Origin of the sequence: Nonomuraea sp. NPDC059023, from assembly GCF_042740095.1 — a bacterium.
Lineage (GTDB): Bacteria > Actinomycetota > Actinomycetes > Streptosporangiales > Streptosporangiaceae > Nonomuraea.
Genome location: NZ_JBHYIO010000004.1, coordinates 112,556 through 129,116, shown reverse-complemented (window position 1 = coordinate 129,116; position 16,561 = coordinate 112,556). Strand labels below are relative to the sequence as shown.

At 71.7% G+C, this 16,561-nt stretch carries 14 protein-coding genes; 9 read left to right on the top strand and 5 right to left on the bottom strand.

Annotated elements, in window-relative coordinates; translation table 11 throughout:
• Positions 1–65: 65 nt before the first annotated feature.
• The 9 genes from ACFWYW_RS08775 (at position 66) to ACFWYW_RS08735 (ending at position 12,261) form a co-directional block, all read left to right on the top strand.
• On the top strand, positions 66–884 hold the full coding sequence (locus ACFWYW_RS08775) for a GNAT family N-acetyltransferase (protein ID WP_379613334.1): 819 nt from the start codon (positions 66–68) through the stop codon (positions 882–884).
• Positions 885–951: 67 nt separating this feature from the next.
• Positions 952–1,956 (top strand): phosphotransferase family protein, encoded by a 1,005-nt coding sequence (locus ACFWYW_RS08770; protein ID WP_379613335.1) that lies wholly within the window; start codon positions 952–954, stop codon positions 1,954–1,956.
• Entirely contained in the window at positions 1,941–3,203 is a 1,263-nt protein-coding gene (locus ACFWYW_RS08765; RefSeq protein WP_379613336.1) for an acyl-CoA dehydrogenase family protein, read from the top strand. The genes ACFWYW_RS08770 and ACFWYW_RS08765 overlap by 16 nt, the downstream gene beginning before the upstream one ends.
• 26 nt (positions 3,204–3,229) lie before the next feature.
• Positions 3,230–4,153: a transglycosylase SLT domain-containing protein gene (locus ACFWYW_RS08760; protein ID WP_379613337.1), complete on the top strand. Its 924-nt coding sequence runs from the start codon at positions 3,230–3,232 to the stop codon at positions 4,151–4,153.
• 94 nt (positions 4,154–4,247) lie between these two features.
• On the top strand, positions 4,248–4,451 hold the full coding sequence (locus ACFWYW_RS08755) for a hypothetical protein (protein WP_184962524.1): 204 nt from the start codon (positions 4,248–4,250) through the stop codon (positions 4,449–4,451).
• 169 nt (positions 4,452–4,620) lie between these two features.
• A complete protein-coding gene (locus tag ACFWYW_RS08750) occupies positions 4,621–5,472 on the top strand; it encodes a helix-turn-helix domain-containing protein (RefSeq protein WP_379613338.1) in 852 nt (283 codons plus the stop codon).
• A gap of 74 nt (positions 5,473–5,546) precedes the next feature.
• Entirely contained in the window at positions 5,547–5,810 is a 264-nt protein-coding gene (locus ACFWYW_RS08745) for a hypothetical protein (RefSeq protein WP_184962528.1), read from the top strand.
• 543 nt (positions 5,811–6,353) lie between these two features.
• On the top strand, positions 6,354–9,494 hold the full coding sequence (locus tag ACFWYW_RS08740; protein ID WP_379613340.1) for a hypothetical protein: 3,141 nt from the start codon (positions 6,354–6,356) through the stop codon (positions 9,492–9,494).
• 1 nt (position 9,495) lies between these two features.
• Positions 9,496–12,261, top strand: coding sequence for a protein-arginine deiminase family protein (locus tag ACFWYW_RS08735; RefSeq protein ID WP_379613342.1), 2,766 nt, complete (start codon positions 9,496–9,498; stop codon positions 12,259–12,261).
• Here ACFWYW_RS08735 and ACFWYW_RS08730 read toward each other — a convergent pair.
• The 5 genes from ACFWYW_RS08730 to ACFWYW_RS08710 are packed head-to-tail and all read right to left on the bottom strand — an operon-like array spanning position 12,258 to position 16,548.
• Complete coding sequence (locus ACFWYW_RS08730; RefSeq protein ID WP_379613344.1) at positions 12,258–13,241, bottom strand: P1 family peptidase; 984 nt, start codon at positions 13,239–13,241, stop codon at positions 12,258–12,260. The two genes, ACFWYW_RS08735 and ACFWYW_RS08730, sit on opposite strands and share 4 nt — an antisense overlap.
• A complete protein-coding gene (locus tag ACFWYW_RS08725; protein ID WP_379613346.1) occupies positions 13,238–13,861 on the bottom strand; it encodes a TetR/AcrR family transcriptional regulator in 624 nt (207 codons plus the stop codon). The genes ACFWYW_RS08730 and ACFWYW_RS08725 overlap by 4 nt, the downstream gene beginning before the upstream one ends.
• Positions 13,862–13,898: 37 nt before the next feature.
• Complete coding sequence (locus ACFWYW_RS08720) at positions 13,899–14,846, bottom strand: ABC transporter substrate-binding protein (RefSeq protein ID WP_379613348.1); 948 nt, start codon at positions 14,844–14,846, stop codon at positions 13,899–13,901.
• Between the two features lie 11 nt (positions 14,847–14,857).
• The gene (locus ACFWYW_RS08715) at positions 14,858–15,802 is read right to left on the bottom strand and encodes an ABC transporter permease (RefSeq protein WP_379613350.1); all 945 of its coding nucleotides are present in this window, start codon (positions 15,800–15,802) and stop codon (positions 14,858–14,860) included.
• Positions 15,799–16,548 (bottom strand): ATP-binding cassette domain-containing protein, encoded by a 750-nt coding sequence (locus tag ACFWYW_RS08710; protein WP_379613352.1) that lies wholly within the window; start codon positions 16,546–16,548, stop codon positions 15,799–15,801. Before ACFWYW_RS08710 ends, ACFWYW_RS08715 begins: the two co-directional genes overlap by 4 nt.
• Between the last annotated feature and the right edge of the window lie 13 nt (positions 16,549–16,561).

The following is a 16,561-nucleotide window of genomic DNA, read 5'->3' as shown; positions in this document are numbered from 1 at the left end:
CACCGCCACCACGCACGCCATGACCCGGCATCATGGCCCATGCCCGGTCAGGGCATCATGTCCGGATGCACGTTCGGCGACTCACCCACGACGACCTGCCCGCCTGCTCCCGCCTGGCCGTCTCCCGCCAGTGGGGCGCGGAGGAGCACAAGTGGCGCTTCCTGTTCGACGTCGGCGAGGTCTACGGCATCGACGCCCCGGGCGGGGGCCTGGCCTCCACCGCGCTCCTGGTCCCCTACGGGCCGGACGCCGCCGCGGTCAGCATGGTCCTGACCGCGGCGGGACACGAGCGCCAGGGCCTGGCCGGCCGTGTCGTCCGCCACCTCCTCGACGTCGCGGGCGAGCGCACGGTCTGGCTCTACTCCACCGCCAACGGCCGCCCCGTCTACGAGCGCCTCGGATTCCGCGCCGTGGGCCGCGTCGAGTCCCACCGCGGCCCGTTCACGGGCGCGCCGTCCGGCGCGAGCCGCCCCGCCACCGAGCGCGACCTGGACGACATTCTCGCGCTGGACGCGAAGGTCTTCGGCGCCGACCGCTCGGACCTGCTGCGCCGCATGCCCGCCTTCCACGAGCGGGTCAGGGTGCTGGAGGCGGGCGGCAGGATCGAGGGGTACGGCGGCGCCTGGCGCAACGACACCCAGATCGTCATCGGCCCCCTCGTCGCCCAGGACGCCGAGCAGGCCACGGCGCTCATCGGCGACCTGGCCGCCGGCTGGGACCTGCCGGTCAGGCTCGACCTCGACATGAGCCGTCCCGGCCTGGTCGCGTGGGCGGTGGAGCGCGGGCTCGGCTCGCCGTTCCCGAACACGGTGATGGTGCGGGGCGGCGAGCTGCCGGGCGACCACGCGCGCCGGTTCCTGCCGCTGATGGTCTCGCTGGGTTGACCTTCGGCGAAGGGCGGCCGTAGATTCACGACTAGAATTTGATTCTGATCCGGGTCCGAAGGGTGCCATGACCTCCACGCACATCGACGTCAGCACGATCGACTTCGACGCGCTCGGGGCCTGGATGGACGGGCAGGGCCTGCCCGGCGGGCCCATCGGGGACGTCGCGCCGGTGCTCGGCGGCACGCAGAACGTGATGGTGCGCTTCTCGCGGGGCGGCCGGCCGTACATCCTGAGAAGGCCCCCGCTGCGGCCGCGGCGCAAGAGCAACGAGGTGCTGCGGCGTGAGGCGAGGGTGCTCGCGGTGCTGCGCGACACCGCGGTGCCCGCGCCGCGGCTGATCGCCGCGCAGACCGCGGACGAGCCGGTCTACTACCTGATGGAGCCGGTCGACGGCTTCAACCCCTCGACCGGGCTGCCGGAGCCGCACGCCTCCGACGCGGCGATCCGGCACCGGATGGGGCTGGAGGCCGCGGTCGCGCTGGCCGAGCTCGGGCGGGTGGATCCCGGGCGGCTGCCGGGGTTCGGACGGCCGGAGGGCTTCCTGGAACGGCAGGTGCCGCGCTGGACGGCCGAGCTGGAGTCCTACGGCAGGCTCGACGGCTACCCGGGCCCCGAGATCCCGCTGCTGCGCGAGACCGCCACGTGGCTGGAGCGCCACCGGCCGGCGTCGTTCACGCCGGGGGTGATGCACGGCGACTACCACTTCGCGAACCTGATGTTCGCCCACGACGGCCCGCGCGTGGCGGCCATCGTGGACTGGGAGATGTGCACGGTCGGCGACCCGCTGCTCGACCTCGGCTGGCTGCTGGCCACCTGGCCGTCGAACGCCGGGCACGTGCCGGGACTGCCGTCCGAGGACGAGATCGTCGCCTGCTACGCCGCGCTGACCGACCGGGACATGTCGGCGATCGACTGGTACGCGGTCATGGCCTGCTTCAAGCTCGGCATCGTGCTCGAAGGCAGCCACGCCCGCGCCTGCGCCGGGAAGGCGCCCAAGGACATCGGGGACCTCCTCCACCAGACCACCCTGGACCTGTTTGCGAGGGCACAGACATGGATTTCGCGGTAGAGCCGGAGTTCCAGGCCAAGCTCGACTGGATGGACACGTTCATCCGCGAGGAGGTGGAGCCGCTCGACCTGGTCTTCCCCGGCCAGGCGTACGGCACGCCGGACGAGCGGCTGCGCAAGATCGTGGACCCGCTCAAGGAGCAGGTCAGGGCACAGGGCCTGTGGGCCTGCCACCTCGGCGCCGAACTCGGCGGCCAGGGCTTCGGCCAGCTCAGGCTGGCCCTGATGAACGAGCTGATCGGCCGCTCCACCTGGGCCCCGGTCATCTTCGGCTGCCAGGCGCCCGACACCGGCAACGCCGAGATCATCGCCATGTACGGCACCGCCGCCCAGAAGGAGCGCTACCTGCGTCCCCTGCTGGACGGCGAGGTGTTCTCCGCGTACTCGATGACCGAGCCGCAGGGCGGATCGGACCCGAGGCTGTTCACGATGAGCGCGGCCAGGGACGGCGAGGAGTGGGTCCTGGACGGTGAGAAGTACTTCACCTCCAACGCCCACAACGCCGCCTTCTTCATCGTGATGGCGGTGACCGACCCCGAGGCGCACCCCTACAAGCGGATGTCGATGTTCCTGGTGCCGTCGGACACGCCGGGCGTGGAGATCGTGCGCAACATCGGCACGATGGGCGACCGCTCCGGCCACCACGCGCACCTGCGTTACACCGGCGTACGGGTGGGCGCCGACGCGCTGCTCGGCGAGGAGGGCGGGGCGTTCGCGGTGGCGCAGGCCCGGCTGGGCGGCGGCCGGGTGCACCACGCGATGCGCACGGTCGCGGCGGTCAAGAAGGCCTTCGACATGATGTGCGAGCGGGCGCTGTCGCGGGCCACCCACGACGGGGTGCTGGCCGGCAAGCAGCTCGTGCAGGCGGCGATCGCCGACTCCTACCTGCAGATCCAGCAGTTCCGGCTGCTCGTGCTGCACACGGCGTGGCTGATCGACCAGTCGTCGACGCGGGAGGCGCGCACGCAGATCGCGGCCTGCAAGGTGGCGGCGGCCCGGGTCTTCCACGACGTGGTCTACCGGGCGATGCACCTGCACGGCGCGCTCGGCGTGTCCAACGACACGCCGCTGGCGCGGCTGTGGCAGGCGGCGCCGCTGATGGGCATCATGGACGGGCCGACGGAGGTGCACCAGGCCTCGATCGCGCGCCGCGTGCTGAAGGACTACGAGCCCGCGCCGGGTTTGTGGCCCACGGAGTACTTGCCGGACAAGATTGCTGCCGCTCGGGCGAAATACGCCGATATCTAGCTGATCAGGCAGTACGGTGGGACGTCATGAGACTCGTCCTCGCAGCGTCCCTGGCCGTCGTCCTGTCCGGATGCGGCGCCACGGCAGGCGGCACGGCAGGCGGCGCCGCCGCCCGGGAGCAGCTCAAGCCCGCGACCGAGTCTCCCGCCACCAAACCCCAGGGCACCTCCCAGAACACGCCCGGGAACGCCCCAGCCCCCGGCACGCCCATCCCGGCGGACGCCGCCAAGCTGGCCGCCGACCTGAAGGCCACGACCACCGCCCTCTACTCGGGCATCGACGCCTGGACCAAGAGCAAGGCCGCCCAGCCGCCGCAGGAGGTCGTCCTGTACGCCCTCCACCACCAGCGCGTCTACCGCAAGCTGGCCAGGAACGCCACGCTGGCCCGCGCCGTCATCGCCAAGCTGCCCAGGCCGGTGGCCGCCGAGGCCCGCGACAACGCCAAGGCGGTCGGCAAGCTGCTGTCGATGGCCCGCCCGATCACCGCGGCCCGCCGCGCGAAGATGCGCCTCGCGCAGGCGGAACCGGCCGGAACGCTGCGCGGTCACATGGTCAAGGCGGAGAAGCGCTTCGGCGTCGAGTGGGAGGTGCTGGCGGCGATCATGCTGGTGGAGACGAAGTTCGGCCGCGTGCGCTCGGCCAGCTCCACGGGCGCGCAGGGGCCGATGCAGTTCATGCCGGGCACCTGGAAGATGTACGGCATGGGCGGCGACGTCCACAAGTCCAAGGACTCGATCATGGCCGCGGCCAACTACCTGAAGGCCACCGGCGCCCCCAGGAACTACCGCCGCGCCGTCTTCGCCTACAACCACGACGTGCGCTACGTGGACGCGGTGCTGGCCCACGCCGCCCAGATCAAGCGTGACCCGCGCAGCTTCTACGCCTACTACAACTGGCAGGTCTTCGTCCTGTCGGCGAAGGGCGACGTCCGCCTGACCGGCCCCCGGTGACCGACTCATACCAATTTGAACTAAAACGATCACATAAATCCCTGGAGCTCCTACAATTGCTCGCAATTGCAGGATTGATCGGGGAAGGATCGTCATGCGTATGCGGTTTCTCGGCTCCACTTCGGAGGCCGGGGCCTGTCCCACCCTCTACGAGACCGACCGCGGCACCATCGTGGTGCAGGGCCTCCAGCTCACCGACCCCGAGGCGCTCGCCGATCTGCGCGACGTCCTCGACGGCGAGACGGCGGTCGAAGTACCACGCGAACTGCTCGTAGACATCGCCCGCCGAGTCCTCTGACCCATTACGGACGCTCGCCCGCCCCCGAGCGCCCCTCCTGCCCGCGTCACCCCTCGGCGCGGGCATTCCGCTTTCCGGCTGCCGGAAAGCCACGCGCCGCGACCGATTGATCACAATTGCGAAACCGGGCCTGGCATGATCCATGCCCACAGGTCTAGCCTCTAGCGGCGTGACGTCCTTTCAGCAGGCGCGCATCGACCTCGGCGCCCAGCTTCGCCATCTGCGCGAGGCGGTGCACCTGTCCGGCAAGGATCTGGCCGAGCGGCTTGGCTGGCAACCGTCCAAGGTCTCCCGGCTGGAGAACGCCCGCCAGACCGCGACGGAGGACGACGTGGTGGTGTGGGCGACAGCCGTACAGGCTGCTCCGGAGGTGACGGACCAGTTGATCGGCCAGGCGATCTCGCTGCTGGAGCGGCACGACGACTGGAAGCAGCGCCACCGCAGCGGGCTGGCCGCCATCCAGGAGGACATCCGCGACCTGGAGGCGCGCACCCGCCTGTTCCGCGTGTTCGAGCCGGGCATCGTGGTGGGCCTGCTGCAGACCACCGAGTACGCCCGGCACGTCTTCCGCAAGGTCAAACGCCTCTACAGCGCCCCCGACCAGATCGACGCGGCGGTACGCGTGCGGATGCAACGCCAGGAGATCCTCTACGACCCGACGCGCACCTTCCGCTTCGTGGTGCCCGAGGCCGTCCTCCACACCAGGCTCGCCCCGATCGACGTGATGCGCGGCCAGCTCGACCGCCTGCTGGCCGTCAGCACGCTGCCGAACGTCGAGTTCGGCGTGATCCCCTACACCGCCGAGCTGCCGTCCTCGCCGATCAACGGCTTCTGGATCTACAACGAGGCCATGGTCGGGGTCGCCACGATGACGAAAGACCTGGTCCTCCGCGATCCCGATGACATCGCCTTCTACGTGAGCGCGTTCGACGAGTACTGCAAGGTCGCCCATTTCGACGAATCCGGCAGGGCCCTCATCATCCGGATTCTTCACGAATACGGGAAACAATCCTCACTTTAATCCCTGCAATTGCTTGCCCCGCGAGCGAAGATCGTGCAATTCTGTGGCGCGAGACGATGCGGAGGTGACGCCTGATGCTGGACACCACGCTCTGCCTGGAGCGCTTCGCCTGGTACGCGGGTCGCCACGCCGACCTCTCGGTCCAAAGCGTGGCCCTGGCCTGCGACCCCGCGTACGTGTCGGTCCGCAACCGCTTCTCCACCACGCTCACCGAGACCGTCACGTGCTCCGACGAGGGCGCCTTCGTCACCTCCTGGGGCTACCGCCTGGGCAGCACCGACGACGTGGAAGCCGCCGCCGCCCGCCTGGCCTTCCTCCTCGCCGCGCTCCCCGCGTAAATCCCCGCACAGCCGTCCCCGCACGGCCTTCCCGCGCAGCCTCCTCCCCGCGCAATTTTCCCCGCGAGGACTTTCTCCTCCACAGGCTTTCTCGCAACAAAAGCACCTCCCCTCCGCGCGCCCAAAGCCCGCCCGCGACACACGAGCCTTTTCCCGCCGCGCCTTTCTCCCGCCACGAACCCGCCGTTCGCCCGCGCCACAGGGGCTCGCCCTCTCGCGCGCCGTGTAGGCCGCATCTCGCCGCACAAGCCTTCTCGCCGCGTGCGGGCGCTTGGGGTTGCCCTCTCGTGCCCGGCCTTTCGGGGTTACGGCAAGCCGCCCCCACCCCACCCGCCGCACATGGCCGGGCTCTGTCCAGGGTGACGGCCGGCGGGCGCGCGGGGCCGGCCGCCGTGACGACTCCGAAGTCGGCCCGCTGAGCGGGAAACCCCGTGACAACCGGATCTGACGGACGTAACGTTGGCGCGTCAAGTTCAGCACACTAAGTGGTCGCGTCAACACCAAGAGTGCTGTCCAGCGGACCCAGCGAGGGTGAGGTGCCCATTGGCTAGCGAAGGCATTCTCCGGTTCATCACCGTCCGGCCGGCCAAGGCGCGAGTCCAGCCCCCGCCGAATGTGCTGGTCCCGGCGGCCGGGCTCTTCCAGCAGCTCGCCGCGGCGGTGGCGAGCGGCGCGGACCGGGCCGGGCTGCGGGAGATCGTCCGCGGGTACAGCGCCGCCGCCGACCACCCCGAGCCGTTCGACACCGCCGCCCTGCGCGAATGGTTCTACGCCAACCAGGACCGCCCCCTCGAAGACGCCGACCTGGACGCGCTGGTCCGCCACGCCTACGGGAGGGCGCTGCCGGAACTGGTGGCCGGGGAACGGTTCGCCGCCACGCGGGCCCGGGTCACCGACCAGGTGCTGACCACCGCGCTGCTCGGCGACCCGGCGGGCGACGGCCAGCGCCACCTGCTCGACGCCAAACTCCTTGCCCTCGCCGCCACCTTCTCCGCCACCCCGGACCAAACCACCCCGGACCCAACCACCCCGGATCAGGCCGTCCCCGGCCGGGCCATCCCGGGCCTGGCCGCCTCGGGGCATGCGATCCCGGAGCAGGCGATCCCCCGCCAGACCGCCCACGGGGACGTAGGTCAGGAGGACACGGCCCACGGGGATGGGGCCCACGGCGGTGTGGATCACGGCCAGGCGGATCACGGGTATCCGGGGCAGGGCCAGGACGCACCGGGCGAGGAGGGTTCGGGTGAGGGTGGGGACGCGGCCGGCGGTGGAGGCGTGGAGGGCCGGAGCGTGGAAGGGGGGCGGAGGACCCTGGGGGATGTGGTGGGTGGGGTTGTGGTGATGTTGCCCGGGTTTCTGGGGCGGGTTCGGCAGGAACCCCTTCCGGTGCCGCCGTCCCCGCCCTCCAACGATGCGGGCCGGGAGGCGCGTGACTGGCTGGGGCGGCTGGAGGAGGCGCGGCGGGAGCTGGTGCGGATGGTCACCGACGGGCGGCACGTCGAGTATCCCGACGTGCTGGCCCCCGTCGTGCCGGACGGCGATGTCGAGCGGCAGCTGGCCGGGCTGCGGGCCGCCAACGCCGGACGCCCCCGGCTGTCGGCCTCCGGGGTGGCGCGGCTGAGCGGCACGACCACCGGCGTCCTGGAACAGCTGGGGCAGCTCGACGACGAGGTGCTGCCGTTGCGGGCGGTTCCGGTCATCGAGGAGGAGATGCGGCGGGCCGGCGCTCACGTGGGGACGCGGGCCGTACCGGATGGGGTGCTCGCCTTCGACGGCGGCGAGATCGACCTCGGACGCTACCACCGCGCCCTCAGCGACTCCCCGGCCGTCACCGACCCGCCGCCGGTCCCCCAGCACTCGCAGGCGGGCGTCGCCGACCTGCTGGTGGTCCGGCAGAAGATCAAGGCCTACGAGCTGGGCGAGTACGCCCACATCGAGAACGTCATGGCCGGCGAGTCCCGCGAGCGCTCCACCCGCCGCCTCACCCAGGTCGAGGAGATCATCGAGCGGGAGACCGAGACGGAGACCGAAAAGGAGAAGGACCTCCAGTCCACGACCCGCAACGAGCTGCAGAACGAGGCGGAGAAGCACGTCAAGAGCCAGCTCGACATCGAGGCGGGCCTGCAGGTCAGCGGCAGTTACGGCCCCGCGGTCTCCTTCACCTCCAGCCTCAAGGCGGGCTTCTCCACGACCACCGAGGAGTCGCAGCGCAAGGCGTCCTCGTTCTCTCAGGAGGTCACCCAGCGCACGGTGGAGAAGGTCCGCGAGAAGGTACGCACGCTGGTGCGCAAGCGCACGCTGGAGGAGTTCGAGGAGAACAACCGGCACGGCTTCAGCAACAACCTGGCCCGCCACATCCGCGGCATCTACCGCTGGCTGAACAAGGTCTACGACGCCCAGGTCTTCAACTACGGCCAGCGCATGATGTTCGACTTCGTGGTGCCGGAGCCGGCGGCGTTCTACCTCTACGGCCTGGTGGAGAACCCGCCGCAGGACAGCGAGCTGGTCAAACCGGCCCCGCCGACCGTCGCGGGCAACCCGCTGACCCCCGCGCAGATCGACGCGGGAACCTACGGCCCGCTGCTGGCCCGCTACCGGGTGACCGACGCGCCCCCGCAGCCGCCGGAGCTGCGTACGGCGAGCTTCTTCGCCAAGTACGACGGCGGCAACTACACCTCCACCGGCGCCGCGGGCAAGGTCGAGATCCCCGACGGCTACCGCGCCTACCGGGCGACCGTGCAGGCCACCCACATCTGGGCAGCGGACATCCAGCTGCACCCGTTCCAGATCGTCTTCGACGGCAAGATGTACGACTTCCACGACACCTGGGGATCGCAGGGCGGGCCGACGAGCTGGCTGGAGAAGGACGCGTCGGTCTCGATCTCCGTGGCGGCCAACGCGTGGGCGGTGGCGATCGACGTCGACTGCAAGCTCTCCCCCGAGGCGTACGCGAGCTGGCAGCACGCCGCCTTCGACGCCATCATCGCCGCCTACCAGCAGCAGCTCGCCGAGTACAACGAGCGCAAGGCGCAGCGCGAGCTCGAACGCAGCAGCAGCCGGCAGTTCGGCCGCAACCCGCTGGCCAACCGGCGGGTGGAGCGCGACGAGCTGAAGAAGTGGGTCATCATGATGCTGGCCAAGCAGCCCGAGCTGAACCTCGACTCGTTCAAGAGCCCGACCGGCGCGCCCGTCCTCGACCTCGACAAGGCCAACGCCAACGGCCGTTACATCCGGTTCCTGGAGAACGCCTTCGAGTGGCAGAACATGCTCTACGTCTTCTACCCGCACCTGTGGGGGCGGCGGGCGCGCTGGGTGCCGGCGCTGAACGTCACCGACCCCGACCCGGACTTCGCCGCGTTCCTGCGGGCCGGGGCGGCGCGCGTGCAGGTGCCGGTGCGGCCGGGGTTCGAGCGCGCGGTGGCCTACTTCGTGCACACCGGCAACGTGTGGGACGGCAACGACGTGCCCACGGTCGAGGACGAGCTGTACGTGCCGATCATCGACGAGATCACCACCAACCTCGGCAGGATCGACGGCGGCGTCCCCTACCCGGCCGGGTCCAGGCCGTGGGAGGTGGTGGTGCCGACGGACCTGGTGCTGGTCCAGGATCTGTCCGAGGTGCCGCCGCTGCGGGACGCGCTGCGCCCCGGCGCCCACGTCACCCTCGACGCCGGCGAAGGCTGAGGTGTGCGCCTACCGCCTGCACGCCGACTACGACCGCACCGGGCGGCTGAGCGGGGACGCGGCGGAGTGGGCAGGCAGGAAACGCGAGCCCGGCGCCGTGGTGCGCGCCAACCTGGACGCCGACGCCAGAAGGCTGCCCGCGTCGGTCGCCCGGTCGGGCCCATCCACCCCCGACCGGGAACGGCAGGCCAAGACGGCCGGGGACGACGAGCCGATCAGGATGCAGGTGCAGGAGGTGAGCCACGAGCCCGGCCCGCTGTTCGTGGTCCTGCAGGGGGCCGATCCGCAGCGGATCGCGGTCGTGGACTCGACCGGGGTGCGGATCCGGCCCGTTCCGCGGCGGAACCTGGCCCGCTATCCGCTGCCGGCGGGGCCGTACCCGAAGAGGCTGGCCTTGGAGGCGGTGGACCTGGCGGCCAGTCCCGCGACCAACAGGATGCTGGTCCCCGGAGCGGGGCCACCGACCGGCGCCAGGATCGTGGTGCGGCTGGAGCGCGACGGCGCGGGCGGCACCATGGTCGAGGACGAGGCGGTGGTGACGCTGGCGCCGTTCGTGCTGATCGGCAACGCGGGGCGGCTGGAGCGGCTCTACATGTGCGCGGTGCGGGAGGACGACCCGGCCGGGTCGCTGGACGACAACGGGCCCGCCGTCGCCGACGTGCGCGCCGCGCTCGCCCCGCTGGGCGTGCCGCTGGTGCTCATCCCGCAGGAGGTGCACGGCGGGGACAGCTGGATCCAGGACCAGTACCAGCTCGGCTACACGCGGACCCCCGACGGGGTGCAGCGGGTGCTCCTGCACACGCCGCGCACCCGCTCGGACGCCTCCAGGACCGGGGCCCCGAACCTGGGCGGCGTGCTGGCCGGACACTTCCTGAGCAAGGACATCGGGGTCTGCCAGGCGTTCTGGGACCGCGAGCTGACCGTCCCGGGAGCGGGCGGCGCGCCCGCGCGGATGGGCTTCGCCGAGAGCGACCGGCTGCTGACCGTGCTGACGAAGGTCCTGGTACTGCGCCGGCACATGGTGGAGATGGTCTCCAGGATCGGCACCGCCGAGGACCTGGCCCGCATGCGCGAGGCGATCGGCCCGGCGCGGGCCGACGTGTGGAAGTCCCGCTCGGAGCTGGACCTGCTGCTGAGCCTGTTGCGCGGTACGGCACGCGCGGCGCTGACCCGCCCGGACACCCCGTGGAAGAAGGACCTGATCGACCCGCTGCTCGACGACGCGCGCCGGCAGGTGGCCGCCGTGACGGCCGAGATGCCGATCGCGGGCGACCGGGCCCGGCTACGGCTGCCCGCCAGCGGGCCGCGCCCGGCCAGGGAGTTCGTCCTGAGCGCCGGCGAACTGGTCGAGCTCGACCGGCAGCTCGGCAACTGGCACTCCGGGCACAACTACGGCGGCAACATCGAGGTCGGCCCGCCCTCCAAGAACGGCCCCGCCGGGGTGGTCGTCGTCGGCAACACCACCCAGCGGGCCGGCGACGGCTCCACGCTCACCGACATGGACCCGGACCTGCTGGCCTTCCTGCGCGGGCAGGCGCACGGCCACCAGAGCGTGGTGGAGGTGGACACGAGCTGGCTGGACGTGGGCCACGTGGACGAGATGCTGGCGTTCGTGCCGGACCCGCGCGACCCGCGCGGCCTGGGCACGGTGCTGCGCGCCGCCCCGGCCATGGCACTGCTGATCATCACCGAGGCCAAGCGGGAGTTCCTGAGCGGGCTGAACGCCCGCGACCTCGCCGAGTACACGAACTGGCGGTACATCAGCTCCCGGAGCCGCCACACGATCCAGGGCACCAAGCCGATCACCCACCTGCTGCGGGGCCTGCGCTGGCTGCAGCATCACGAACCGGGCCAGACCCTGCCCACCGAACCTCCGGAGATCTACCAGCACCTCGCCCGGCAGAACGCCTCGGGCCCGACCGCGCACGACATCCCGTTGCCCGTCTCGCCCTGGAGCACCCAGCCCGCGCCGGTCTATCCGGCGGGCATCTCGGTCTACGAGATGTACTACTTCAGCGACAACCTCAACGAGGACCTGGAGGCGGAGCCGGCACCCGCCAGGAGCGGGCCGGACGGGACGGAGATCCCCGCGGCGGGCCGGCTCACCGAGGCGGTGGAGCGGATCACCACGGAGTACGACGGCAGGATGCCGATCGTCGGCCTCCCGGTCTTCTTCGACCGGCGCTCGCCCGCGAGCGGCCGCAGCACCGCCTTCACCCCGAACCTGGCCAACCTGCAGGTGGCCGGTGACCGCCTGCTCATCCCCCGCCCGCACGGGCCGCGCATGTCGCCGGAATCGGCGGCCCGTGTGCTGCGCGCGGTGGCCGCGCGCTTCCCCGAGGCGGTGCGCGCCGCGCGTCTCACGCCGCAGTGGCTACGCGCCCGCGGCCTGAACCGGACCACGTTCTGGGCCCGCCACCGGTCGGTGGGCAAGCCGACCGCCACCGACCTCGCCAATCTGGCGTTCGCCTTCGCCGACGGTTTCCCCCGCGGCATGCCGGATGCCCAGATCCGCCGGCACATCCAGCGGGCCAACGCGAACGCCTTCGACGCCGCCGGGCGGCTCAACGGCGGCGGCTGGCGGCAGCTGGTGATCCCGGAGAACAAGGTGGACCTGTTCGAGGCCTGGACCGAGGCGGTCGCCGACAAGCTCGGCTACCGCGTGCAGTGGGTGGAGGCGTGGTACTACCACGTCCGCCTGGGCTCGATCCACTGCGGTACGAACGTGCTGCGCGCCGTCCCCGCCGACCGGCCGTGGTGGCGTTAGGCGGGCCGCCAGGCGGCCGCGGTGTGCCCGTCGCGGCCCCGGGTGGTGACCGCGGCCAGGAGGCTGTTGAGCACCGACTCCTCCACCGCGTCGAGGGTGGCCTCGAACAGCGGGCTGAGGTGCCGGTCGGCGACGTGCTCGCCGGAGGCGGCGGTGGAGAAGGCGAGGCCGTAGTCGCCGCTGCCGTTGGAGTAGGAGGCGCCGACCCGGCCGAGGGCGTAGACGCCGCGCTTGGCGACCCGGGTCAGCTGGCGGCCGTCCAGGCGGGCGTCGGTGGCCACGACGATCATGCAGGAACCGTCGTCGGGCGGCGTCTCCAGGCCGAGCAGCTCCAGCTCGGAGACGGTCTCCGCCTCGTGGGTACGCGCCCCGGTGCGCAGGGTTCCGCCGAAGTTGGCCTGGACCAGCGCACCGACGGTCACCCGGCCGGCCCCGGTCAGGTCGAGGATGCGCGAGGCGGTGCCGATGCCGGCCTTGAAACCCAGGGCGACGGTGCCGGTGCCCGCGCCCACGCAGCCCTCCTCGACCGGCCCCGGGCGGGCGCCGTCGAGCGCGGCGAAGACGTGCTCGGCGGTGATCGGGCGCGCGGGCATGTCGGACAGCCAGCCGTCGTTGCACTCGCCCACGACGGGGTTGACCGACGGCAGGCCGGGGTCGCGGGCCAGCATCCAGCTGATCAGCGCGTCGGCCACGCGGAAGGTGGACATGGTCGCGGTCAGCAGGATCGGCGTCTCGATCACGCCGAGCTCGGCGACCTGGGTGGTGCCGACGAGCTTGCCGTAGCCGTTGCCCGCGTAGACGCCGGCGCTGAGCGGCAGCCGGTCGGGGACGACCGCGGTCACGCCGGTGTGGATCGCGGGCTCGCGCCGCAGCGTGATGTGGCCGACGCGCACGCCGGGCACGTCGGTGATCGCGTTGTGCTCCCCCGTCCGGTACGGCCCGCCGGCCAGACCCCGCTCACGCGCGCGCATGGCCGTCATGCGGAGAACGCCTCGGGAGACAGCCCGACCTCGCGGGCGGCGGCGGTACGGGCGTGTGCGAGCAGGCGTTCCTGGGTGAGCACGTCGGGGTGGAGCGTGTAGCGGATGGCCAGCCCGTCGAGCATGGCGTCGAGGCGTTCGGCCGCTCCGGCCGGGTCGTCACAGGTGAACTCGCCGCCGTCCACCCCGTCGGTGATCACCCGCTCGATCGCGCGCAGCCACGTCGCCTCCAGCTCCAGGACGATCGCGTTGACCGCGGGCTCGCGCAGGGCGGTGTTCCAGGCGTCCAGCCACAGCAGCCAGCTCTGGTCGGCGCGCGACTGCGGGATGTAGTAGTCAAGGACCCGGTCGAAGCGCTTCACGGCGGTGCCGGGCCCGCGCACGATCTCCTCCAGCCGGGCGCTCTCCACGTCGAGCGTGGCCCTGAGCATCGCGGTGATGAGCTCGTCCTTGGTGGCGAAGTGGTAGTGGATGAGGCCGCCGGAGACGTTGACCGCCTTGGCGATGTCGGCGATCCGGGTGTTGGCCAGCCCTTTTTCGAGGACGACGCGCCGGGTGGCGGCCAGCAGCTCGGCCCGGCGCTGGTCGGCCTGTTCGGCTCGGGAGGAAGCACTTCGCACCACGAAATCCTATCGCCGGGCCGTACGCCGGTATCCGTCAGCATCCCGCCTTGTACAGGACCTTCCGCACGTCGGGGGTGTCGGCGTTCTCGCGGGTCACGATGGTGGCGTCGGTCGGGATGGACGCGGTCACCTGCTGCCCCTTGACCGCGGCGACCGCCTGCTCCACGCCCTTCGCGCCGATCTCGCCGGGCAACTGGGCGATGAGCGCCTGCACGACGCCGTCCCTGAGCTGCTTGACCTGGGCCGGGCCCGCGTCGAAGCCGACCATCTTGACCTGGCCGAGCTTGCCCGCCTGCTGCAGTGCCGTGCCCGCGCCGGTCGCGGAGTTGAGGTTGGTGGCGAAGACGCCGGCCAGGTCGGGGTCCTTCGCCAGCGCGGCGTTGACGATCTTGGAGGCTTCGCCGACGTCGTTGTGCGAGTACTGCACGCCCAGCGAGCTCACGCCGGGATGGGCGGCCTTGATCTCCTCCTCGAAGCCCTTGATCCGGGCGTCCACCGTGCTCACGCCGGGGTCGGTGGAGATGACCAGCACCTTGCCCTTGCCGCCGATCTGCTCCGACAGCGCCTTGGCCGCCGCCGCGCCGCCCTTGACGTTGTCGGTGCTGATCCTGGACAGGCCGATCGAGGCGTCCTCGACCACTGTGTCCACCAGAATGATCTTGATGTTGCGCTGTTTGGCCTGGGTGAGCGGGGCGATCAACGCCTTGACGTCGGTGGGGGCGATGAGCAGGGCGTCGGGCTGGGCGGCCACGACCGAGTTCACGATCGGCGTCTGCAGGGTCGGGTCGAACTTCTGCGGCCCCTGCACCTCCAGCTCGACCCCGAGCTCCTTGGCCTTGGCCCGCGCGCCGCAGGCCATCGTCTCGTAGAACTCCTCCCCCGCCAGCCCTTGCACGAGTGTGACCCGGACGGCGCCACCGGCGCTGGGCTGGCCGCAGGCGGCGAGGGCGAGCAGGAGGGCGGCGGCGAGGGCCTTGCGCATGGGGAGTCTCCTCACTGGTCGCGGCGGGCGCGTTGGCGCTGGTCGACGTAGACGGCGGCGATCAGGACGGAGCCGACCACCACCTGCTGCCAGAAGGGCCGCACGCCGAGGATCTGGAAGCCGTTCTGCAGCACCGCCGGGATGAACACGCCGATGACGGTGCCGGCCACGGTGCCGACGCCGCCGAACAGCGACGTGCCGCCGATCACGACGGCGGCGATGGCCTGCAGGTTGTCGGTGGAATGAGCGGACACGCCGGTGATGCCGTACTTCGCCAGTGACAGGTAGCCGGCCAGCCCGGCCAGCAGTCCGGCGAGGCCGTACACGGTGACCAGGTGCCTGGCGACGCGCACGCCGGCGCGGCGGGCGGCCTCGGCGTTGGAGCCGATCGCGTAGGTGTGGCGGCCGAAGCGGGTGCGGGCGAGGGCGAAGCCGAGCACGGCGGTGACGGCGCCGCAGATCCACACGAGGTGCGGCACGCCGAGCCAGCGTGCCAGGCCGAGGCCGAGGTTCAGCTCGCCGGGCGCGCGCAGGTCGACGCCGCCGGTCAGCAGCAGCGCGGCGCCGAGCGACATGCCGAGCGTGCCGAGGGTGACGATCAGCGCGGGGATCCGCCCGTGCGCGACGAGCAGGCCGTTGAGCAGACCCCACCCCAGCCCCGACAGTACGGCCGCCGCCGCCCCCACCAGCAGCGAGCCGGTGGCCTCGGCCGTCAGAGCGGCGGCCACGGCCGAGAAGACCAGCACGCCGCCGACCGACAGGTCGATCCCGGCGGTGATGATCACGTAGGTCATGCCGGTGGCCAGGAGCAGGAGGATGGCGGCGTCGCTGACCAGGTTCAGGAGGTTGAAGGGGGTGGCGAAGCTGCCGGGCCGCAGGAGGGCGAAGGCGGCGAGCAGGCCCGCGAGCACGAGCCCGATCCAGAACACCTGCGCCGACAGCAGCCGTCCGCTCATCCGAGTGCTCCCGTCATCGCGCCGACCAGTTCTTCCATGGAGACCTGCGCGGTGGCGAAGCGGGCCACCCTGCGGCCGAGCCTGAGCACCTCGACCCGGTCGGAGACGGCCTTGACGTCCTGCATGTTGTGGCTGATCAGCAGCACGCTCACGCCGGAGTCGCGCACGCCGCGGATGAGGTCGAGCACGCGGCGGGTCTGGACGACGCCGAGCGCGGCGGTCGGCTCGTCCATGAACACCACGCGGCGCGCCCAGGTGACCGCCCTGGCCACGGCGACGCCCTGCCGCTGGCCGCCGGAGAGCGTGGAGACCGGCGCGTCCTGCGACTTCAGCTCGACCCCGAGGCGCTCGCAGGCCTGCCGGGCGCGCTCGCGCATGGCGGCGTCGTCGAGCAGCCCGAGGCGGCCGAGCAGGCCGGGCCTGAGCAGCTCGCGGCCGAGAAAGAAGTTGGCCGCGGGGGTGAGGTCGGCGCAGAGGGCGAGGTCCTGGTAGACGGTCTCGATCCCGGCGGCCCTGGCGTCCTCGGCGGAGGAGAAGGCCACGGGCCCGCCGTCGAGCAGGATCTCGCCGTCGTCGGGCGGTTCGACCCCGGACAGGATCTTGGCGAGGGTCGACTTGCCCGCGCCGTTGTCCCCGATCAGCGCGACGACCTCGCCGGGCGGCAGCGCGAGGTCGGCTCCGCGCAGCGCCTCGACGTGGCCGTAGCTCTTGACGATGCCGCGGGCTTCGAGCAGCGGTCCGGCCATAGATCTATCAAGA